A 20,647-nucleotide genomic window follows, 5' to 3' on the forward strand; every position below is an offset into this window, starting at 1 on the left:
AAGTCGGGGCCTGCCCCGAGCTGGACGCAGGGCCCGGAACGGACCCCGCGCTCCCCGCTACCGCCCGGCGGCCGTCATCAGCAGATCGGCCGCCCGCTCACGTTCCAGCATGCGCCGCAGCGGCCCGTCCACCAGCACGAGGTCCGCGTACACACCGCGCTGCACCACCTGTCCCGCGTCCAGGACGATCACCTCATCCACCGCGTCGAGCCCGGCGAGCCGGTGCGTGATGAGCAGCGTCGTACGGCCTTCGGTGGCGACGAGGAGATCATCGGTGAGGGCGTCGGCGGTCGGCAGGTCGAGATGTTCGGCCGGCTCGTCGAGGACGAGGACGGGGAAGTCCGCGAGCAGCGCGCGGGCCAGGGCGATGCGCTGGCGCTGACCTCCGGAGAGACGGGCTCCGTGCTCGCCGACCAGGGTGTCGAGTCCGTCCGGGAGCGAGTCGGCCCATTCGAGGAGCCGGGCCCGCGCGAGGGCGCCCCGCAGGTCGTCGTCGGTGGCACCCTTCCGCGCGATGAGCAGGTTCTCGCGTACGGAGCTGTCGAAGATGTGCGCGTCCTGCGCGCACAGCCCGACGAGTTCACGCACGGTGTCGCCGTCCAGCGTGGCCGCGTCCGTGCCGCCCAGGCTGTACGTCCCCTCGCTCGCCCCGAGGAAGCGCAGCAGCACCTGGGCGAGCGTCGTCTTGCCGGAACCCGAGGGGCCGACCACCGCGATGCGCTTCCCGCGCTCCAGGGTCAGGCCGACGCCCGCGAGCGCGTCCCGGTCCTGTCCCTCGTACCGGGCGCGCAGTCCCTCGACACGGAGTGGGAAGGGCGTCTGCGGGCGCTGTACGGGCTCGGCGGGCTCGGGTACGGGTTCGGGGGCGTCGAGGACCTCGTAGACGCGCTCGGCGCTCTTCCTGACGCGCTGGCGGTACTGCACGGCGAGCGGCAGCCCCAGGACCGCCTCGAAGGCGGCGAGCGGGGTGAGGACAACCACGGCGAGCGCGACGCCGCTGAGCCTGCCGTCGTGCAGCGCCTGTACTCCGACGACAGCGGCGGCGGCCACGGTGAGCCCGGTGGCGAGCGCGCCGAGCCCGTCGCCGAGCGCGGTGGCCGTGGCGGTCCGCGACGCGATCCGGGTCAGCTCGGCATCGGCTTCCTTCGCCTTGGCCGTGCGCCTGGTCAGCGCACCCGCGACCGTCAACTCGGCGGTGCCGGTGAGCAGATCGGCCACGCGGGTGGCCAGCGCCCCGCGCGCGGGGGCGAGCTTGCGCTCCGCCCGCCGGGCGACGGCTCCGGAGAGCAGCGGTACGCCCACCCCGGCGAGGAGCAGACCGACGGCGAGGACAGCTCCGGCCTCGGGCAGCAGCCAGGCGGTGAAGCCGACCGCTCCGGCGCCCACCACAGCGGCGGCCGACGCGGGCAGAAGCCAGCGCAGCCAGTAGTCCTGCAGGGCGTCCACGTCGGCGACCAGGCGGGAGAGCAGGTCGCCGCGGCGGGTCTTCCTGAGCCCGGCGGGGGCGAGGCGCTCAAGGCGCCGGTAGACGGCCACGCGGGTATCGGCCAGCATCCGCAGGACCGCGTCGTGCGAGACGAGGCGCTCCGCGTAGCGGAAGACGGCGCGGCCCATGCCGAAGGCGCGGGTCGCCGTCACCGCGATCATCAGGTACATCACCGGCGGCTGTTCCGACGCCCGGCTGATCAGGTACCCGGAGGTGGCCATCAGCCCTACGGAGCTGCCGATCGCCAGAGCGCCCAGGAGCAGGGCGAGCGCGAGCTTGCCCTTGCGTGCCTGCGCGGCACTCCGCACCCGGGCAAGGACCTCGCTCTTCGGTCGGGGGCTCTCGTACGCGTCCACCGGGGTGTCCTGCGCGTCCGGGTGCCCCAAGTTTCCGTCGCCCACCGCCGCGTCCGCCGCCGCCCGCGGGAGCGCCGTCCCGGCCAGCCCACGCCGCACGGGTTCGCCCAGCCGTACGATCCGGTCCGCCACCGCCAGCAACGCCGGCCGGTGCACGACGAGCAGCATGGTCCGCCCCACGGCCAGCCGCCGCACCGCCTCGACCACCCCGGCCTCGGTCTCCCCGTCCAGGGCGGCGGTCGGCTCATCCAGCAGGACCACGGGCCGGTCGGCCAGGAACGCCCGCGCCAGGGCGAGCCGCTGCCGCTGCCCGGCGGACAGACCCGCGCCGTCTTCCCCGAGCGGCGTCTCCACACCACCCGGCAGCGCGGACACGAACTCCCAGGCCCCCGCGGACTCCAACGCGTCCCGCACGGAAGCGTCGTCCGCGTCCGGCCGCGCAAGGCGTACGTTCTCCGCGATGGACCCGGCGTACAGGTGCGGCCGCTGCGGGACCCAGGCGATCCGCTCCCGCCACCGCTCCGGCGCGACCTCGGCCAGGTCGACGCCCCCGACGCGCACCCGCCCCTCGGCAGGTTCGACGAACCCGAGGATCACGTCGAGCAGCGTCGACTTGCCCACCCCGCTCGGCCCGACCAGAGCCACGGTCTCACCGGGCTCCACCGCGAACGACACCCCGGAGACCGCGTCCGAGGACCGCCCCGGATACCGGACCGTCACGCCCTCCACGTTCAGCGTCCCCGAAGGCGCCGCGGCTTCCCCCGCGACCCGTACCGGAGCCTCCAGAACCTCGAAGATCTCCTCGGCGGCGGAGAGCCCCTCCGCCGCCGCGTGGTACTGCGCCCCCACCTGACGCAGCGGCAGATAGGCCTCGGGCGCGAGGATCAGGATCACCAGGCCCACGTACAGATCCATGTCGCCGTGGACGAGCCGCATCCCGATGGTCACGGCGACCAGCGCCACCGACAGGGTCGCGAGGAGTTCGAGCGCGAAGGACGACAGGAAGGCGATGCGCAGCGTACGCATCGTCGCCTGCCGGTACTCACCCGTGATCTGCCGGATCGACTCGGCCTGCGCCTTGGCGCGCCCGAACACCTTCAGGGTCGGCAGTCCCGCCACCACGTCCAGGAAGTGTCCCGACAGACGCGAGAGGAGCCGCCACTGACGGTCCATCCGGTTCTGGGTCGCCATGCCGATCAGGATCATGAAGACGGGGATCAGTGGCAGCGTCACGAGGATGATCGCCGCCGACACCCAGTCCTCGGTGACGATCCGCGCGAGCACCGCCACCGGAACCACCACCGCGAGCCCCAACTGCGGCAGATAGCGCGAGAAGTAGTCGTCGAGCGCGTCCACGCCTCGCGTGGCCAGCGACACCAGCGAGCCCGTCCGCTGCCCGCTGAGCCAGCCCGGACCCAACTGCCCCGCCCGGTCGAGGAGCCGCCCCCGCAGTTCCGACTTCACGGCGGCGCTCGCCCGGTGAGCGGCGAGTTCGGTCAGCCAGGCGACGAACGCCCGCCCCGCCGCGACGACCACGAGCAGGACGATCGGCGTCCGGAGGTCACCGAGGGCGAGCCCCTTCTGGAAGGCCCCGACCACGATCTCTGCGATGAGCATCGCCTGGGCGACGACCAGGCCCGCCCCGGCGACGCCGAGAACCACCACCGCGGCCAGGAAGAACCGAGTGGCGCGGGCGTACCGGAGCAGACGCGGGTCGATTGGTTTCACGTGAAACACACCCTCCGAGGGACCGGAAGAAGACTGCCGAAGAACTCAGGGATCAAGGACAAGCACTCAGTGCGCGGCATCCGCGATGTGCTGCGTACCGATCCGCTTGCGGAACACCCAGTAGGTCCACGACTGGTAGAGCAGCACGATCGGCGTCGCGATGCCCGCGCACCAGGTCATGATCTTCAGGGTGTAGGGACTCGACGAGGCGTTGGTGACCGTGAGGCTCCACTCCTCGTTCAGCGACGACGGCATGACGTTCGGGAACAGCGTCAGGAAGAGCATCGCGACGGCGGCCGCGATCGTGATGCCCGACAGCGCGAACGACCAGCCCTCGCGCCCCATCTTGATCGCCCCGATGGCGCCGACCAGCGCGACCACGGCCACGACCATCGCGACCAGGCTCTTGCCGTCGCCGTTGTCCGCCTGCGTCCAGAGCAGGAATCCGAGCGCCAGGACAGCGGTCACCAGGCCGAGCCCGAGCGCCAGCTTCCGCGCCCGCATCCGGATGTCCCCCACCGTCTTGAGCGAGGCGAAGACCGCGCCGTGGAAGGTGAACAGCGTCAGGGTGACCAGGCCGCCCAGGATCCCGTACGGGTTCAGCAGGTCCCAGAAGTTGCCCACGTACTCCTTGTGCGCGTCGATCTTCACGCCGCGCGTGATGTTGGCGAAGGCCACGCCCCACATCACCGCCGGGATCAGCGAGGTCCAGAAGATGGCTTGCTCCCAGTTGCGCTGCCACTTCTCCTCGGGCCTCTTCGCCCGGTACTCGAAGGCGACACCCCGCACGATCAGGCAGAGCAGGATGATCAGGAGCGGCAGGTAGAAGCCCGAGAAGAGCGTGGCGTACCACTCGGGGAAGGCGGCGAAGGTCGCGCCGCCCGCCGTGAGCAGCCACACCTCGTTGCCGTCCCAGACGGGGCCGATGGTGTTGATGAGGACCCGCTTCTCGGTCCGGTCACGGGCGAGAAGCTTGGTGAGGATGCCGATCCCGAAGTCGAAGCCCTCCAGGAAGAAGTAGCCGATCCACAGGACTGCGATCAGCACGAACCAGACGTCGTGAAGTTCCATGTCGATCAACTCCCTCAGTACGAGAAGGCCATGGGCCGGTCGGCGTCGGCGTCGTCATCGGAACCCGATCCCGATCCGGGGCCGCCGATCTTGGTGGGTGGGTTGAGGTCGGCCTCGGTGAGCTCGGGCGGACCCGCCTTGATGTACTTGAGCAGCAGCTTCACCTCGATCACGGCGAGGATCGCGTAGATCGCGGTGAACACGACCAGCGAAGTGATCACCTCACCCTGGGAAACCCCCGGCGAGACCGCGTCCTGGGTCTTCAGGACTCCGTAGACGACCCAGGGCTGCCGCCCGGTCTCGGTGAAGATCCAGCCCCAGGCGGTGCCGATGAGGGGGAAGATCAGCGTCCACTGGGAGAGCCGCCACCACCAGTTGCCGAGCTTGGGCGCCAGCTCCTTGTTCTTGGTGAGCATCAGCTTCGGCACGTCGTCCGCGCCCGTACGGTGCTCCGGAGCGAGCCAGAACTTCTTCCGCGTGAGCCAGAGGCCGGCGGTGCACAGGGCCATCGAGACCCCGCCGAAGCCGATCATCCAGCGGTAGGACCAGTAGGCGGTGGGGATGTTGGGCCGGTAGTCGCCGGGCCCGTACTTCTCCTGCGCTTCCTTGTTCAGGTCGTTGATGCCGGGAATCTCGGCGCTGAAGTTGTTCTTGGCGAGGAAGGACAGTATCCCGGGGACCTCGATGGCGACCTTGTTGTGGCCCTCGGAGACATCGCCGTACGCGAAGAGCGAGAACGGCGCCGGCTTCTCCGACTCCCACAGCGCCTCGGCGGCCGACATCTTCATCGGCTGCTGCTCGTACATGACCTTGCCGAGGGTGTCGGCACTGACCACGGTGAGCAGGGTGCCGACGAACGCGGTGACCAGACCGAGCCGCATCGACATCCGCATGGTGCGGATGTGCTGCTTCTTACGGAGGTGGAAGATCGCGATGCCGGTCATGAAGGCGCCGCCGACCAGGACGGCCGCCGAGATGACGTGGAAGAAGTTGACCAGCGTCGTCTCCTGGAAGAGCACCTTCGAGAAGTCGGTGAGCTCCGCGCGCTCGGTGCCGTCCCGCTCCACGATCCGGTAGCCGACCGGGTGCTGCATGAAGGCGTTGGCCGCGATGATGAAGTACGCCGACGCGATGGTTCCGGCAGAGACGATCCAGATCGTGGCGCAGTGCAGCTTCTTCGGGAGCTTGTCCCAGCCGAAGATCCACAGGCCGATGAAGGTCGACTCGAAGAAGAAGGCGATCAGGGCCTCGAAGGCGAGCGGCGCCCCGAAGACGTCACCGACGAAGCGCGAGTAGTCGGACCAGTTCATGCCGAACTGGAACTCCTGGACGATGCCGGTGACGACACCCATCGCGATGTTGATCAGGAACAGCTTTCCCCAGAACTTGGTCGCCCTGAGGTAGTGCTCCTTGCCCGTGCGCACCCAAGCCGTCTCCAGGATCGCCGTGAGGGCGGCCAGCGAGATCGTCAGAGGGACGAACAGGAAGTGGTAGACGGTGGTGATGCCGAACTGCCATCGCGCCAGGGTCTCCGGCGCCAGAGCCAGGTCCACGTCGACTTCTCCTTACGGCCGTGATCACATCGGCAGTTTGCCCCCTTTAATCCCTCCGATCTTCGGAGGAACCGGGACACGCTTGTGAACGCGTTCACATTCACAAGCATTATGTCGTACTGACTGTCGGAACGTGAAGGGGGGTCCCCTTACCGGGCGGAACACGCGCAAGGGCCCCAGGGGAAAACCCCGGGGCCCTTGCGCCGCGACATCGGCGGAGGCTACAGCTCCTTGCGGAACGCCTCCGCGGCGTGCAGGAAGATGTCGTTGGCCTCGGTCTCCCCGATCGTGGCCCGCATCCCCTCGCCCGCGAACGGCCGCACGACCACGCCGGCCTTCTCGCACGCCGCCGCGAAGTCGGTCGTACGCTCCCCGAGCCGCAGCCACACGAAGTTCGCCTGCGTCTCGGGCACCGTCCAGCCCTGCCCCCGCAGCGTCTCGACCACCCGCGTGCGCTCGGCCACCAGCGAGCCGACACGGCCCATCAGCTCGTCCTCGGCCCGCAGCGAGGCCACCGCGGCGTCCTGCGCGAGCTGGCTCACCCCGAAGGGCACCGCCGTCTTGCGCAGAGCGGCCGCCACCGGTTCATGGGCGATCGCGAAGCCGACGCGCAGCCCCGCGAGCCCGTACGCCTTGGAGAACGTGCGCAGCACGGCGACGTTCGGACGCTCGCGGTAGATCTCGACGCCGTCCGGCACCTCGGGGTCGCGGATGAACTCGCGGTAGGCCTCGTCGAGGACGACGAGGACATCGCTCGGCACCCGGTCGAGGAATCGTTCCAGCTCGGCCCTGCGGACCACGGTGCCGGTCGGGTTGTTCGGGTTGCAGACGAAGATCAGCCGCGTCCGGTCGGTGATGGCGTCGGCCATCGCGTCCAGGTCGTGGACGTCCCCCGGCGTCAGCGGCACCTTGACCGACGTGGCCCCGCTCACCTGCGTGATGATCGGGTACGCCTCGAAGGACCGCCAGGCGTAGATCACCTCGTCCCCCGGACCGGACGTGGCCTGGATCAGCTGCTGCGCCACACCGACGGAACCGGTGCCCGTCGCCACGTGGGGCACCGGCACCCCGAAGCGCTCGGCGAGCTCGCTCATCAGGCTCGTGCACGCCATGTCGGGGTAGCGGTTGAACGCGCCGGCGGCAGCGAGCGCGCTCTCCATGACGCCCGGCAGGGGCGGGTAGGGGTTCTCGTTCGAGGACAGCTTGTAGGCCACCGGGCCGTCGGCCGCTGCGGGCTTCCCCGGCTTGTAGGTGGGGATACCCTCCAGCTCGGCACGCAGCCTCGGGCTCGTCTCGCTCACCGCAGTCCTCCTCTTGAACACCTGAACACCCTGACTTCAATACTCCTCACCTTATGAGGATTCAGCTCTGCTGCGAATGGGTCAGCGGTATCCACTCCTCCGGGCGCACGACGAGGGGGGAGCGCTCCCTTCTCCAGCGCGCGCCCGTGGCTCACTCCGTGGCGCGCATCACCCGTGAAGGTGAGTTGAGACCTCTTCGAGACATCGCTCATTTGGCAGGCCTGTGCACGGCGACAAGGGACCGTCCACCCAAAGTAGAGTCAACTCCCACGCAATCAAAGGCTGTTGACCCGGTTTGATCATGCAGAAACGTGCCTGTCAACGAGTGAATATGCGTCCGCCCTACCCACCCTCATGAGCCCTACTATCGGCTCGCCATGACAGCAGCAGGGAACCACCAGGTGAGCCGAGCGGAGACCGCCCGCCGGGGCAACCGGCAGAGCCGAGCGGGCATCAGAGACGTCGCCGCAGCAGCCGGTGTCTCCATCACGACTGTCTCCGACGCTCTCAACGGCAAGGGCCGGCTTCCGGACGCCACCCGACGCCATGTCCGCGAGGTCGCCGAACGGCTGGGCTATCGCCCTTCCGCGGCGGCCCGAACGCTCCGTACCGGCAAGTCGGGCCTCATCGGCCTGACCGTGACGACCTACGGGGATGAACCTTTCACCTTCACCGAATTCGCGTACTTCGCGGAGATGGCCAGAGCCGCGACCTCGGCCGCGCTGGCCCGCGGCTACGCCCTTGTCATCCTTCCCGCCACCTCCCGGCGCAGCCCGGTCGACGTGTGGTCGAACGTCGCGCTCGACGGCACCGTCGTCGTCGATCCGTCCGACCACGATCCCGTCGTCAGCGAACTGGTGCGCCAGGGCCTACCCGTCGTGTCCGACGGCCGTCCTGCCGGGTCCCTCCCGGTCACCGCCTGGGTCGACAACGACCACGAAGCGGCGGTCCTCGGGATCCTCGACCACCTCGCGGCGGCCGGAGCCCGCCGGATCGGGCTGCTCACCGGGACCACCACGGACACGTACACCCATCTGTCCACCACCGCCTATCTGCGCTGGTGCGAGCGCGTCGGTCAGGACCCGGTCTACGAGTCCTACCCGGCCCACGACCCGTGTGCCGGCGCGGTCGCGGCCGACCGGCTGCTCGCCCGGCCCGACCGCCCCGACGCCGTGTACGGCCTCTTCGACCCGAACGGCACCGATCTCCTCGCGGCCGCCCGCCGGTACGGACTGCGCGTCCCGGACGACCTGCTGCTCGTGTGCTGCAGCGAGTCCACGGTCTACGCCACCACCGAACCGCCCATCACCACGCTCTCGCTCAAACCCCGTCGCATCGGCACGGCCGTCGTCCAACTCCTCATCGACGCCATCGAAGGTCTGGATTCGGGCCGTCCCGTCGAGCAGGTGATACCGACGGAGCTGATCGTGCGCACCTCGTCCGAGCGACGTCCACCGCGTACGACGGTCAGCCCACCCCGCTCACCGGGAACCGGTTGAGCGGGCCGCCCGGCGGGGAGAACCCCGTCAATCGGCCGTCGTCCGGCCGTCAACCAGCACTGCCTGGCGCATCCCGGCCGTGGCCTGGGGGGAAACCCCTACCCAATTCGGGAGAAAACCTCGGTGAACTGGGGTTCAGCACTGATTCACCACCCCTGGTGCACCACACAGCGCGAGCCGCATTCCTATGATGGGCGGACGACACCGCGGGCCGCTGCGACCAGGCAGTCCGATCTCGGTGCAGATGCGGCGCAATGGTGGTGGAGGGGTCGATGACTCAGGGGGCCGGTCAGGGACCCGATGTGCGGACGGCGACGTTGCGCGACTTCCGCGTTCCGGCGTACGTCCACGAGACCGGTCCGGTCCAGGGGGACCCGGCGGGCGTGGCGGTTCCGGGCGCCCCCGGGGAGGCCCCCGGGTCGCTGGATGACGGCTACACCCCCACCCAGCGCGACCTGCCGGTCATCAACCGCACAGACACCGTGCAAGTGGAGGTGCAGGCCATGCCCGAGCCTCCGCAGGCACCGGCGTCCGACGAACACGGCCCGCTGTTCGTGGTGGGCGACGTGCACGGCTATCTGGACGAGCTGCTCGCCGCGCTCCAGGAGCAGGGCCTCATCGACGCCGAAGGCGACTGGTCCGCGGGCAACGCGCGCCTGTGGTTCCTCGGCGACTTCACCGACCGCGGCCCGGACGGCATCGGCGTCATCGACCTCGTGATGCGCCTGTCCGCTCAGGCGGCGGCCGCGGGCGGCTACTGCAAGGCGCTCATGGGCAACCACGAGCTGCTCCTGCTCGGCGCGAAGCGGTTCGGGGACACCCCGGTCAATTCCGGCGCCGGTACGGCCACCTTCCAGGCCGCCTGGCTCCTGAACGGCGGCCAGAAGACCGACATGGAGCGCTTGGAGGACCACCATCTGCAGTGGATGGCCCGCCTCGACGCGATCGAGTCGGAGGACGGGCATCTCCTGATGCACTCCGACACGACCGCCTATCTGGATTACGGCGACTCGATCGAAGCCGTGAACGACACGGTCCGCGAGGCCCTCACGCGCAACGACGCGGACGAGTGCTGGGACCTCTTCAGGAAGTTCACCAAGCGCTTCGCCTTCCGCGACGAGTCGGGCCCCTCCGCCGTACGCGAACTCCTCGACATGTACGGCGGCCACCGCGTCGTGCATGGCCACAGCCCCATCCCGTATCTGCTCGGCGATGTCGGCTCCGAGGATGACTCGGACGGCGGCGGTCCGGTCATCGAGGGCCCCCACATCTACGCAGGCGGACTGGCCATCGCCATGGACGGCGGCGTGACCATGGCCGGAAAACTGCTGGTCTGCCAACTGCCCCTGGATAACTGAGCGTTCGCCGGGCAGGCGCACCACTACAGGATCACGCTGGCCAGGGGGTCTATTTCTGGAAACCCCCTGTCACCGCGTGCCTTCACGGCTCTACCATCGGCTTATCCGTAGCAGGCTCCCCTCCGTTTCTGCCCGACGGCTCGCACCCATGCGAGCCCCAAGCCCTACGGAGCATCGGGGGATGCACATGAACAGCGCTCCACACCTGCTCAATGAGGACCGCCCCGAGTACGAGCGGATCCTCGATGAGGCGCTGCGCACGGCACCAAATCGTCCTGATCTCGCCGCAGTGGGCGAGCGGCTCAATCCCGAGCAGCTGCGCACCATGGCCCTGAACGCCACTGCGCTGATCACTGCCGCCGCCACAACCGAGTACACGCACTATGTGAAGGTCCGCGAGGAACTGCGCGAAAGCGGATCTGCCGCACCATCCATCCGGGAGCGGAGCACCGAGGGTCCGGCGGAAGCCGGCTCCGGAGGCCTCGGTCTCGCCACCACGATGGGGGAGGTCACCGCACAGGCTTCAGGGGCGGGGGCCATCGCCGTCGTCGCGGTGCTCGCACCGGTCCTCGCCGGGGCGGCCGCCGCGATCTTCCTGCTCGTCGGTTACATCCTGAAGATGCTCAACCCCGAGCCCGCCTTCGCGGAAACCCTGCTCACCGCGGGGTGGCTGTTCGGCGCGCTCACCGCAGGGGGCATCCTGGTCGCCGCGATCGGCCTGCTCCTGACCGCCCTGCGCAACGGCGCCACGTCGCTCCAGGCCGGTCCGTACGGAGAACGGAACGAGGAGGTGGTTCGCGCCAGGGAAGCCTGGGGCGAGGCACTGATGGAGCGTGGCGTCCTGCCGTTCCTGCGGGAGGCGCTCGCGGACCCGGGGCCGGCGCACGCGGCTCGTACACCGTCGGACCCCGGCAGCCGCATGCCCCAACTCGGCTACAACAGGCCGGGGTTCAGCAGCCCGGAGGGCGGCCCGGCGGCGGGACCGCGCCCGAGTTACTCAAGTCCGGACTTCTCGAGCCCGGACTTCGGCGGTCCCGACCACAAGCCGGACTAGAACACGCCATTCCGGTGCCGTACCGGCGTCATACAGGCGCCATTGCGCAGGAGTACGCGACCTGCTTCGGGCGGACACAGTGCCCGCCCGAAGCACGACGCGCGTCATCGCTCAGTCGGCGATGGGCAGGTACACGCGGTTTCCTGCTGCCGCGAACTCCTTGGACTTCTGGTCCATTCCGGCCTCGATCTCGTCCTGCGTGCCGCCGTGCTCACGCCGGATGTCGTGCGAGATCTTCATGCTGCAGAACTTCGGCCCGCACATCGAGCAGAAGTGCGCTGTCTTCGCGGGCTCCGCCGGCAGCGTCTCGTCGTGGAACTCGCGTGCCGTGACCGGGTCGAGGGCCAGGTTGAACTGGTCCTCCCAGCGGAACTCGAAGCGGGCGTCCGAGAGCGCGTCGTCCCAGTCCTGCGCGCCCGGGTGCCCCTTGGCGAGGTCCGCCGCGTGCGCCGCGATCTTGTACGTGATGACGCCGGTCTTCACGTCGTCGCGGTTGGGCAGGCCCAGGTGCTCCTTGGGCGTGACGTAGCAGAGCATCGCCGTGCCCCACCAGCCGATCATCGCGGCGCCGATGCCGGAGGTGATGTGGTCGTACGCGGGCGCGATGTCGGTGGTCAGCGGGCCGAGCGTGTAGAACGGCGCCTCCTCGCAGATCTCCTGCTGAAGGTCGATGTTCTCCTTGATCTTGTGCATCGGGACATGGCCCGGACCCTCGATCATCGTCTGTACGTTGTGACGCTTGGCGATCGTGTTGAGTTCCCCGAGGGTGCGCAACTCGGCGAACTGCGCCTCGTCGTTGGCGTCCGCGATCGATCCGGGCCGCAGTCCGTCGCCGAGGGAGTACGTCACGTCGTACGAGGCGAGGATGTCGCAGAGCTCCTCGAAGTTCTCGTAGAGGAAGCTCTCCTTGTGGTGCGCGAGACACCAGGCCGCCATGATCGAGCCGCCGCGCGAGACGATGCCGGTCTTGCGGTTGGCGGTCAGCGGGACGTACGGAAGGCGCACGCCCGCGTGCACCGTCATGTAGTCCACGCCCTGTTCGGCCTGCTCGATGACCGTGTCCTTGTAGATCTCCCAGGTCAGCGCCTCGGCCTGGCCGTCGACCTTCTCCAGGGCCTGGTAGAGCGGCACGGTGCCGATGGGCACGGGGGAGTTGCGCAGGACCCACTCGCGGGTCGTGTGGATGTTGCGGCCGGTGGACAGGTCCATGACCGTGTCGGCGCCCCACTTGGTCGCCCAGGTCATCTTGTCCACCTCCTCCTCGATGGAGGAGGTGACCGCGGAGTTGCCGATGTTGGCGTTGACCTTCACCAGGAACTTCTTGCCGATGATCATCGGCTCGATCTCCGGGTGGTTGACGTTGGCGGGGATCACCGCGCGGCCCGCGGCGACCTCCGCGCGCACGACCTCGGGGTCGAGGTTCTCGCGGATCCCGATGAACTCCATCTCAGGCGTGATCTCGCCCCGGCGGGCGTACGCGAGCTGCGTCACCGCCTGGCCGCCGCGGCCCCGGCGCGGCTGGCGCGGGCGGCCGGGGAAGACCGCGTCGAGGTTCTTCAGGCCTCCGCGCGGCGAGGTGTGCTTGATGCCGTCGTCCTCGGGGCGGGGCGGGCGGCCCGTGTACTCCTCGGTGTCGCCGCGGGCGATGATCCAGTTCTCGCGCAGCGGCGCGAGGCCCCTGCGGACGTCGGTGTCGATGGACTCGTCGGTGTACGGCCCCGAAGTGTCGTAGAGGGTCACGGCCTTGCCGTTGGTGAGGTGCACCTGTCGGACCGGCACCCGCAGATCGGGGCGCGAGCCCTCGACATACGCCTTGTGCCAGCCGATGGACTTCCCGGCCTCGTCGCCCTGGTTCTGCGTCGAGGCAGGCGTGCGTGCGTCCGATGTGGTCATGAGACCTACTCCCTACGCCGGCATTACCCGGTAACAGGTTCGGCGGTCGACGCAGCGGATTCCGTACTGTTCGTGCACTTCTTGTGCCGATTCGTACGGAGGTCAGCGCCCTCTCAGCCCGGTGCTCCGAGCTCCCGCGATTGCAAAGGTGGCTCCACGCTAGCGTCATGTCGGGCGCGCTGAACAGAGGGCCCTCTCCGTTCTTGCGATGATCGGGCAGTGACCACCACACAGCCGCCGTCCCAACCGCCCGTCCCGAACCGTCCTCCGGACCCGCACGGGCACTCCCACAGCCATGGTCCGGCCGCGCCGGTGTCGAAGCATCTGCGCAAGGTCATCGCCGCCGTGCTGATTCCTTTCGCCACGGCGGTGGTCGTGGGCCTCGTGGTGCTGTGGCCCGGTGGCGCGCCAGGCCATGAGCGCACCGGAGTCGGCTTCGACCGGCAGACGCAGTCGGCCGAGGTGACGAAGCTGCAGGAGCTTCCCTGCAAGGACGTGAACGCCTCCCAGACCCCGCCCAACGGCGACACCTCCACCGCCGAGGGCCAGTCCGCCCAGTCCCGCGCGAAGGGCGTCTGCAAGAAGGCGACGATCGAGGTGACCAGCGGGAAGGACAAGGGCCGCACCTTCACCGAGATCGTCCAGCCGGACTCACCGCGACAGTTGCGCCAGGGCCAGCAAGTGGTGGTGGCCTACGAGCCCACGGCCCCCGAGGCGCTGCAGTACTCGGTCACCGACGTGAACCGGAAGCTCCCCATGGCGCTGCTCGCCGGGATCTTCGCGCTCGTCGTCGTCGCGGTGGGGCGGCTGCGCGGCGTCATGGCCCTGGTCGCGCTGGCGTTGAGCTTCCTGGTCCTGACGTTCTTCATCCTGCCCGCGATCCTGCAGGGCTCGAACCCGCTGGTGGTGGCGGTGATCGGGGCCAGCGCCATCATGCTGATCGCGCTCTATCTGTGCCACGGCCTCACCGCGCGTACGTCGGTCGCGGTCCTCGGCACCCTGATCTCCCTTCTCCTGATCGGCCTCCTCGGTTCGCTCTTCATCGGCTGGGCCTCGCTGACCGGCAACACGGACGACAACACCGGCCTGATCCACGGCCTGTACCCGTCCATCGACATGAGCGGCCTGCTGCTCGCCGGCGTCATCATCGGCTCCCTCGGCGTGCTCGACGACGTGACGGTCACGCAGACGTCCGCGGTCTGGGAACTGCATCAGGCCAATCCCACGATGGGCTGGCGCGGTCTGTACGGCGCCGCCATCCGGATCGGCCGCGACCACATCGCCTCGGTCGTCAACACCCTGGTCCTGGCCTACGCGGGCGCCGCGCTGCCGCTGCTGCTGCTCTTCTCCATCGCCCAGAGCAGCGTGGGCACGGTGGCCAACAGCGAGCTGGTCGCCGAGGAGATCGTGCGCACCCTGGTCGGCTCGATCGGCCTGGTCGCCTCGGTGCCGGTGACGACGGCGCTCGCGGCCCTGGTGGTCTCGGCCGACCGTACGGCCCCCACCGGCCGCACGGGAGGCGCGAACCACCCGGGGGCCACAGTCCCTTCGGGAGTTGCCGACGCGCACGGGAACGGCGCCACCCGTGCCGCCCCCGCCCCCAAGCAGGGCCGCGGCGGAAAGGGCCGCCGCCGCAAGGCCTGAGCGGCGATACCCCGGGCCGTGGCGGCAGATGCCACGAAATGCACCAATCTGCCGTACGGCTGCGTCTCTTGGTCCGCGGATGTCAGCCCGCGCTCTGCTCCTCGGCGAGGATCCGGTCCAGCGCCTCGTCCAGGTGTGTCTCGAAGTCGGCGAGTGTCCGCTCCTGCCCCAGCGGAACCAGCTTGTCCGTACGGTCGAGGAAGGCGAGCAGGGGCGGAATCCCCACCCGGAACAGCGCCTGGTCCGAACCGACCTGGAGCCGGATGAGCACGTCGTCGAGCAGCTCGGGATCGGTGGGGGCGATGTGCACGTCCCCGTCCCCGCACGCCCCGCCCACGCCGTCGACCAGCAGCTCGCGACCGAAGGCCCAGGTGACGGGTGCGTCTCCGGGGAGGTGGAAGGTCAACCGGACGGCGTAAGGATCGCCGGTCTCATAACGCAGCTCCACGGGGATGCGAAACGACAACTCCTCGGAAACTAGGAAGCTCATCATGACCTCTGCCTGGACCGACTCGCGCATCGCCCGCCTACCCCGTCGCTAAAGCTCGACTGGCCAGGAACCAACTCCCTGACACTCATGGCATCTTGCTTAACGTACACATCAGATCACAAGGAGTGAGTTTTCAGATGCTGATAGAGAAAGCGAGTGTCCTCAGCAGCCTTCCGATCTCACCCTGCAAACGCTCTGCCGCAGGTAGAAGACGGTCCGCCTGATAGGCCGGAACTGAAATCGCCATCGTCGCGGCGGTGTTACCCGCAGTGATCGGAATCGCGGCGCAAACCGTCCCCAATGCGTACTCCTGGCGCTCCACCACGGGCCGCATCCGGTCCATCGCGTCCAGGCGGCGGAGGAAAGCGCGGTCGTCGCGGACCGAGTAGCGAGTGATCGACTGCACCGGATAGCGGGAGAGATGGTCCTGGCGCTGTTCGTCGTCGAGTTGGGCGAGCAGACATTGTCCGATCGCATGGGCGTGTCCGGTCTCGCGGAAGTCGGCCCACTCCTCCACCGCCGGGTTCCCCGGCGTGTCCGCGACGGCCACGACATCGATCTCGCCCTCGCGGTAGACGGCGAAGTACACCGGCACGCCGATGGTGTCCCGCCAGTGCTCCAGGGCTTCACCGATCATGCCGCGACGATTCTGCTGTGCCCCGCTCGCACTCAGCCGCTCGGCGGCCTCGCCGAGCACGAACACGCCCTTCTCCCGGCTCAGATAGCCCTCATGCGTCAGCGTCCGCAGCAGGTGATACGCCGTGGGAAGCGCGAGCCCGGCTTCCCGCGCCAACTGCTTGGCGGGCGCCCCCTCCTGGTGCGCGGACGCGGCCTCCAGGAGGCGCATGGCGCGCTGGACCGAGCCAATGAGGGTCGGTGCGGCTGCAGTTGAGGCCGGACCGGTCGGCGACACCGCGTACGAGGGGTCGTCGGACGGGATGTCGGCGGGTGTGGCGTCAACCGTGGCCAAGGTTCACTCCCGAAAACGGGTGGGGGTTCCGCCCGTGCCCGGGGCTACACGAGTGGAAGCGCGGTGCGCCCGCACGCGGGGCTCACCCCGCGTCGGTTTTCGGACTCTAACCGCTGGCCGCCGGACCAAGGCGCCGCACCAGGAAACTTCCCCCACCCGAGGGAACTGTTGCGGGAAGTCACCAATCGCTGCGCGAAGAGGTCGAGCCGGATATGAACTTCCGTACGACGTAGATGAGTCCACCCACCAAGGCGACGAAAAGCAGTGCCTTGAACAGCAGGCCGACCACGAAACCCACGACGCTCGCTATCAGGCCGCCGAACACGACCAGGGCGATGACAGGCACCGCGATCCACTTCACCCACCACGGCAATCCCGAGAAGATCTCCTGCGCAGCCATCGTCCTTACCTCTCTCCGCATACGTCCTGCTTCTTGCATTCGATGCTAGGGCGGCGGAGGGCCCGACGGGGGCCTCGCATCCCTTGTCCTCCCCTGATCCGCCCCTTAGGGAACCCCGAGGTCGCAGCCCCGAGAAGTCAGCCCTGCGGCGTACAGGGCCGGCCCTCCACAGGGCTGCGGACAGGGCAGGAAGGATCAGCCCTCCGGCGGTGAGAAGACGACGAGCACCCGCAGATCCTCGCTGATGTGATGGAACTTGTGGGCCACCCCGGCAGGCACATAGACCACGCTGCCGCGCGCGACCTGGGTGGTCTCCATGCCGACCGTGATCGACGCCCGGCCACTGACGATCATGTACACCTCGTCCTGCTGGTGAGGCTGCTGCGGGTCCGACTCCCCGGCGTCGAGCGCGTACAGCCCGACCGACATGTTCCGCTCGCGCAGAAACTGCAGGTACGCGCCGTCGTTGGCGGCGCGCTCCGTCTCCAGTTCATCCAGCCGGAATGCCTTCATCGTCCTCGTACACCCCTTGCCCCAGCCCGCGAACCGGCCGTTCTGGCCGTCCGTCTGCAACGATCACACACATGAAGAATTTCGTAGTCAAGACGATCGCCAACGCGGCGGCCCTGGCCGTCGCCGTGTGGCTCCTCGACAAGATCACGCTCACCGGCGACAGCACCGGCAAGAAGACGCTCACGCTGATCGTCGTCGCCCTGCTCTTCGGCCTGGTGAACTTCCTGGTCAAGCCGGTCGTGAAGGTGCTCACCTTCCCCCTGTTCATCCTGACCCTCGGCCTGATCACCCTCGTGGTCAACGCGCTGATGCTGCTGCTCACCTCATGGCTGGCCGACAAGCTCGACGTGAGCTTCCACGTCGAGGGGTTCTGGACCGCCGTCCTGGGCGGCCTGATCATCTCGATCGTGTCCTGGGCGCTGAACGTCGTCCTGCCCGACGACAAGGACTGAGACCGCCCCATGGCCTTCTCCGTGTGCTTCGTGTGCACCGGCAACATCTGCCGGTCCCCCATGGCCGAGTCCGTCTTCCGCGCCCGGGTCGACGAGGCAGGGCTCGGTGGCCTCGTCGTGGTGGACAGCGCGGGCACCGACGGCTGGCACGAGGGGGATGGTGCCGATCCGCGCACCGTCTCCGTCCTGGAGGCAGCCGGCTATGAGAGCGACCACGTGGCGCGCCGCTTCCAGGTCTCCTGGTTTCCGCGGCTCGACCTCGTGATCGCCCTGGACGCCGGACACCACCGGGCCCTGCGCCGCCTCGCGCCCACACCGGCCGACGCGGACAAGGTGCGGCTGCTGCGCTCGTACGACCCCGTTGCCGCCGGGCTCGGCGAGTTGGACGTCCCTGACCCGTACTACGGGGACATCGACGGGTTCGACACGTGCCTGAGAATGGTGGAGGCGGCGAGCGACGGTCTGCTCGACGCCGTACGCGAAGCAAGGGAAGGGCGGGCGGCATGACGGACTCCGCAGCGATATCCGCAGGTGACGGCGCGGGAACAGGCACCGGGACGGGCGACGGCACGAGAGCGGTGCGGGCCGGCCTTCCCGAGCCGGTGAAGTACGAGCCGACCCTCCCCGGGCCGGTGTTCGCCGCGCACTTCCACCTGCCGGGCGAGCCCACCGGGCCGTACACCTACGGCCGGGACGACAACCCGACCTGGACGCTTCTCGAACAGGCGATCGGCGAGCTCGAGGCGCCGGACCAGGGCAGCGACGGGGCCGCGGGCCCGGACGTCGAGACCTTGGTCTTCGCCTCCGGGATGGCCGCCATCTCGGCGCTGCTCTTCTCCCAGCTGCGCGCCGGTGACGCGGTGGTCCTGCCGGACGACGGCTACCAGGCGCTGCCCCTCGTCAGGGAGCAGCTGACCGCGTACGGCATCGAGGTGCGCACCGCCCCGACCGGCGGTGACGCCCAGCTCGACGTTCTGGACGGCGCCAAGCTGCTGTGGATCGAGACGCCCTCGAACCCGGGCCTCGACGTGTGCGACGTACGGCGCCTCGCCGACGCGGCACACGCGCGTGGAGCCCTCGTGGCGGTCGACAACACCTTGGCCACGCCGCTCGGCCAGCGCCCCCTCGAACTCGGCGCGGACTTCTCCGTGGCCAGCGGCACCAAGATGCTCACCGGCCACGGCGACATCCTCCTTGGTTACGTCGCCTGCCGCGACGCGGAGCTGACCGCGTCCGTGCGGCGCTGGCGCAAGATCGTCGGAGCCATTCCGGGTCCCATGGAGGCCTGGCTGGCGCATCGCTCGCTCGCCACGCTGCAACTGCGCGCCGATCGCCAGAACGCCAACGCCCTGGCCCTGGCTGAGGCGCTGCGTGCCCGTGACGAGGTGACCGGGCTCCGCTATCCGGGACTGCCCGACGACCCCTCCCACAAGATCGCCTCGCAGCAGATGCGGCGCTTCGGGTGCGTGGTCTCGTTCACGCTTCCCTCGCGCGAGCGTGCCGACCGGTTCCTGGACGCGCTGCGTCTGGTCGACGACGCGACGAGCTTCGGCGGCGTGCGGTCCACCGCGGAGCGGCGTGGCCGCTGGGGCGGGGACGCCGTCGCGGAAGGCTTCATCCGCCTCTCCGCCGGTTCCGAGGATGCCGTTGACCTGGTCGCGGACGTGCTGCGCGCGCTGGACGAGTCGGCGGGCTGAGCGCCCTGCGTGCCCGTGAAGCGCTCCCGGCTAGTACCGGGCTACGCACAACGAACGGTCCGAGCCTCCCCCCTCGTGGCTCGGACCGTCCCGGTTCTGCGCGCGAAGAACCGCGCGAACAAGGCTAGTTGACTGTGTGTCAGTGTCCAATCACAGTAGCGACAGAGACCTATCGACATATTTATAGTTGGGCGCGGCCCGAGGGCCGGGAGGGGAGGACGCCGCCGTGGATCTGGCCCTGCTGCGCACGTTTGTGACCGTGCACCGGGCCGGTTCTTTCACGCGTGCCGCCGCCCTGCTCGGCTTGTCCCAGCCGGCCGTCACCTCACAGATACGGACCCTTGAGCGGCAGTTGGGCCGCCCCTTGTTCCTGCGCCAGGCGCGCGGCGTGACCCCCACGACCATCGGGGACGAGCTCGCCCACAAGGCCGCGCCGCACCTCGACGCCCTGGTGGAGATCGCAGAGACAGGGCTCGAAGAGGACTCCTCGGTACGCACGCTCCACCTCGCGGGGCCTTTGGAGTTCACTGCGGCCCGCGCGTTACCCGCTCTCGCCGCGCTGACCGGGCAGGACGGGCAGGGCCTCGCGCTGCGGGCCTCGTTCGGGAACGCGGAGGAGGTCCTGGAAGGGCTCTCCGCCGGGCACCACGACCTGGCGATCACCACGATCCGACCGCGCGGCACCCTGCTCACCGCGACCCCGCTGTGCGACGAGGAGCACGTCCTGGTCGCGAGCCCGCGTCTGGCGTCCCGCATCGGCCCCGGCAAACTGCGCCGCAAGGGCGCCTCGGTGCTGGAGAACCTGCCCGTGGTGGAGGTGCACGAGTCGCTGCCGCTGGTCGCCCGCTACTGGGCCGCTGTCTTCGACACCCGTCCGGCCGCATCGGGCGCCGTCATTGTGCCGGACCTGCGGGCGGTGCTCGCCTGCGTCTCCACCGGAGCGGGACTCGCCGTGCTGCCGCGCTACCTCTGCGCGCCCGCCCTGGAGAGCGGCGAGGTCGTGGCCCTGCTGGACCCAGCGGTGCCACCCCTGCGCACGTATTTCCTCGTCGTGCGCACCGGCACGCTCGCGATGACGCACATCGCGCGGGCGCACGAGTGGCTGCTGCGTGCTGCCGCCGACTGGGACTGAGCAGGACTCCGGCTGGTTCACGATGTTTCACGTGGAACAGTCCGGGCCAC

At 69.3% G+C, this 20,647-nt stretch carries 17 protein-coding genes; 8 read left to right on the plus strand and 9 right to left on the minus strand.

Going from position 1 to position 20,647, the window contains the following annotated elements; genetic code table 11:
- Positions 1 to 57: 57 nt before the first annotated feature.
- From cydD to hisC, 4 genes are all read right to left on the minus strand, one after another.
- Positions 58 to 3,570, minus strand: a complete 3,513-nt coding sequence (cydD, locus tag ACWGIH_RS14935; protein WP_453449157.1) for a thiol reductant ABC exporter subunit CydD — start codon at positions 3,568 to 3,570, stop codon at positions 58 to 60.
- 66 nt (positions 3,571 to 3,636) lie between these two features.
- A complete protein-coding gene (cydB, locus tag ACWGIH_RS14940; protein ID WP_451219585.1) occupies positions 3,637 to 4,641 on the minus strand; it encodes a cytochrome d ubiquinol oxidase subunit II in 1,005 nt (334 codons plus the stop codon).
- Positions 4,642 to 4,655: 14 nt separating this feature from the next.
- Entirely contained in the window at positions 4,656 to 6,194 is a 1,539-nt protein-coding gene (locus ACWGIH_RS14945) for a cytochrome ubiquinol oxidase subunit I (RefSeq protein WP_453449156.1), read from the minus strand.
- Between the two features lie 221 nt (positions 6,195 to 6,415).
- Positions 6,416 to 7,495 (minus strand): histidinol-phosphate transaminase, encoded by a 1,080-nt coding sequence (gene hisC, locus ACWGIH_RS14950; RefSeq protein ID WP_453449155.1) that lies wholly within the window; start codon positions 7,493 to 7,495, stop codon positions 6,416 to 6,418.
- Between the two features lie 377 nt (positions 7,496 to 7,872).
- On the opposite strand from hisC, the gene ACWGIH_RS14955 reads away from it, so the two are divergent.
- The 3 genes from ACWGIH_RS14955 (at position 7,873) to ACWGIH_RS14965 (ending at position 11,406) form a co-directional block, all read left to right on the plus strand.
- Positions 7,873 to 8,994, plus strand: a complete 1,122-nt coding sequence (locus ACWGIH_RS14955) for a LacI family DNA-binding transcriptional regulator (protein ID WP_453449154.1) — start codon at positions 7,873 to 7,875, stop codon at positions 8,992 to 8,994.
- A gap of 257 nt (positions 8,995 to 9,251) precedes the next feature.
- The gene (locus tag ACWGIH_RS14960) at positions 9,252 to 10,352 is read left to right on the plus strand and encodes a metallophosphoesterase (protein ID WP_453449213.1); all 1,101 of its coding nucleotides are present in this window, start codon (positions 9,252 to 9,254) and stop codon (positions 10,350 to 10,352) included.
- Positions 10,353 to 10,533: 181 nt separating this feature from the next.
- A complete protein-coding gene (locus ACWGIH_RS14965) occupies positions 10,534 to 11,406 on the plus strand; it encodes a hypothetical protein (protein WP_453449153.1) in 873 nt (290 codons plus the stop codon).
- Positions 11,407 to 11,517: 111 nt separating this feature from the next.
- Here the strand turns inward: ACWGIH_RS14965 and thiC are convergent, their stop codons facing one another.
- Positions 11,518 to 13,299: a phosphomethylpyrimidine synthase ThiC gene (thiC, locus tag ACWGIH_RS14970; protein ID WP_453449152.1), complete on the minus strand. Its 1,782-nt coding sequence runs from the start codon at positions 13,297 to 13,299 to the stop codon at positions 11,518 to 11,520.
- 219 nt (positions 13,300 to 13,518) lie between these two features.
- On the opposite strand from thiC, the gene ACWGIH_RS14975 reads away from it, so the two are divergent.
- A complete protein-coding gene (locus ACWGIH_RS14975; RefSeq protein WP_453449151.1) occupies positions 13,519 to 14,943 on the plus strand; it encodes a YibE/F family protein in 1,425 nt (474 codons plus the stop codon).
- An 82-nt stretch (positions 14,944 to 15,025) separates the two neighbouring features.
- Here ACWGIH_RS14975 and ACWGIH_RS14980 read toward each other — a convergent pair whose 3' ends face one another.
- The 4 genes from ACWGIH_RS14980 to ACWGIH_RS14995 all read right to left on the minus strand — a co-directional run bounded on the left by ACWGIH_RS14980 (position 15,026) and on the right by ACWGIH_RS14995 (position 17,316).
- Positions 15,026 to 15,463 (minus strand): SsgA family sporulation/cell division regulator, encoded by a 438-nt coding sequence (locus ACWGIH_RS14980; RefSeq protein ID WP_453449150.1) that lies wholly within the window; start codon positions 15,461 to 15,463, stop codon positions 15,026 to 15,028.
- 103 nt (positions 15,464 to 15,566) lie between these two features.
- The gene (locus ACWGIH_RS14985) at positions 15,567 to 16,301 is read right to left on the minus strand and encodes an IclR family transcriptional regulator (RefSeq protein ID WP_453449212.1); all 735 of its coding nucleotides are present in this window, start codon (positions 16,299 to 16,301) and stop codon (positions 15,567 to 15,569) included.
- 280 nt (positions 16,302 to 16,581) lie between these two features.
- Positions 16,582 to 16,803 (minus strand): DUF5326 family protein, encoded by a 222-nt coding sequence (locus ACWGIH_RS14990; RefSeq protein ID WP_351167259.1) that lies wholly within the window; start codon positions 16,801 to 16,803, stop codon positions 16,582 to 16,584.
- A gap of 195 nt (positions 16,804 to 16,998) precedes the next feature.
- Complete coding sequence (locus ACWGIH_RS14995) at positions 16,999 to 17,316, minus strand: cupin domain-containing protein (protein ID WP_160506069.1); 318 nt, start codon at positions 17,314 to 17,316, stop codon at positions 16,999 to 17,001.
- 71 nt (positions 17,317 to 17,387) lie between these two features.
- Between ACWGIH_RS14995 and ACWGIH_RS15000 the strand changes: the two genes are divergently transcribed.
- From ACWGIH_RS15000 to ACWGIH_RS15015, 4 genes are all read left to right on the plus strand, one after another.
- Positions 17,388 to 17,768: a phage holin family protein gene (locus tag ACWGIH_RS15000; RefSeq protein ID WP_453449149.1), complete on the plus strand. Its 381-nt coding sequence runs from the start codon at positions 17,388 to 17,390 to the stop codon at positions 17,766 to 17,768.
- Positions 17,769 to 17,777: 9 nt separating this feature from the next.
- On the plus strand, positions 17,778 to 18,275 hold the full coding sequence (locus tag ACWGIH_RS15005; protein WP_365826796.1) for a low molecular weight protein-tyrosine-phosphatase: 498 nt from the start codon (positions 17,778 to 17,780) through the stop codon (positions 18,273 to 18,275).
- Positions 18,272 to 19,465, plus strand: a complete 1,194-nt coding sequence (locus tag ACWGIH_RS15010; RefSeq protein ID WP_453449148.1) for a cystathionine gamma-lyase — start codon at positions 18,272 to 18,274, stop codon at positions 19,463 to 19,465. Before ACWGIH_RS15005 ends, ACWGIH_RS15010 begins: the two co-directional genes overlap by 4 nt.
- Before the next feature lie 226 nt (positions 19,466 to 19,691).
- Positions 19,692 to 20,597, plus strand: a complete 906-nt coding sequence (locus ACWGIH_RS15015) for a LysR family transcriptional regulator (RefSeq protein WP_453449147.1) — start codon at positions 19,692 to 19,694, stop codon at positions 20,595 to 20,597.
- Positions 20,598 to 20,647: the final 50 nt, after the last annotated feature.

This window comes from Streptomyces sp. NPDC054872, from assembly GCF_053610705.1.

Bases quoted from the DNA above. Each gene is read 5' to 3' on its own strand.
- ACWGIH_RS15005 (WP_365826796.1), top strand. From the start codon at position 17,778: ATGGCCTTCTCCGTGTGCTTCGTGTGCACCGGCAACATCTGCCGGTCC.
- ACWGIH_RS14955 (WP_453449154.1), top strand. From the start codon at position 7,873: ATGACAGCAGCAGGGAACCACCAGGTGAGCCGAGCGGAGACCGCCCGC.
- ACWGIH_RS15000 (WP_453449149.1), top strand. From the start codon at position 17,388: ATGAAGAATTTCGTAGTCAAGACGATCGCCAACGCGGCGGCCCTGGCC.
- thiC (WP_453449152.1), bottom strand. From the start codon at position 13,299: ATGACCACATCGGACGCACGCACGCCTGCCTCGACGCAGAACCAGGGC.
- ACWGIH_RS14965 (WP_453449153.1), top strand. From the start codon at position 10,534: ATGCACATGAACAGCGCTCCACACCTGCTCAATGAGGACCGCCCCGAG.
- cydB (WP_451219585.1), bottom strand. From the start codon at position 4,641: ATGGAACTTCACGACGTCTGGTTCGTGCTGATCGCAGTCCTGTGGATC.
- ACWGIH_RS14980 (WP_453449150.1), bottom strand. From the start codon at position 15,463: ATGCGCGAGTCGGTCCAGGCAGAGGTCATGATGAGCTTCCTAGTTTCC.
- ACWGIH_RS14995 (WP_160506069.1), bottom strand. From the start codon at position 17,316: ATGAAGGCATTCCGGCTGGATGAACTGGAGACGGAGCGCGCCGCCAAC.
- ACWGIH_RS14990 (WP_351167259.1), bottom strand. From the start codon at position 16,803: ATGGCTGCGCAGGAGATCTTCTCGGGATTGCCGTGGTGGGTGAAGTGG.
- ACWGIH_RS15010 (WP_453449148.1), top strand. From the start codon at position 18,272: ATGACGGACTCCGCAGCGATATCCGCAGGTGACGGCGCGGGAACAGGC.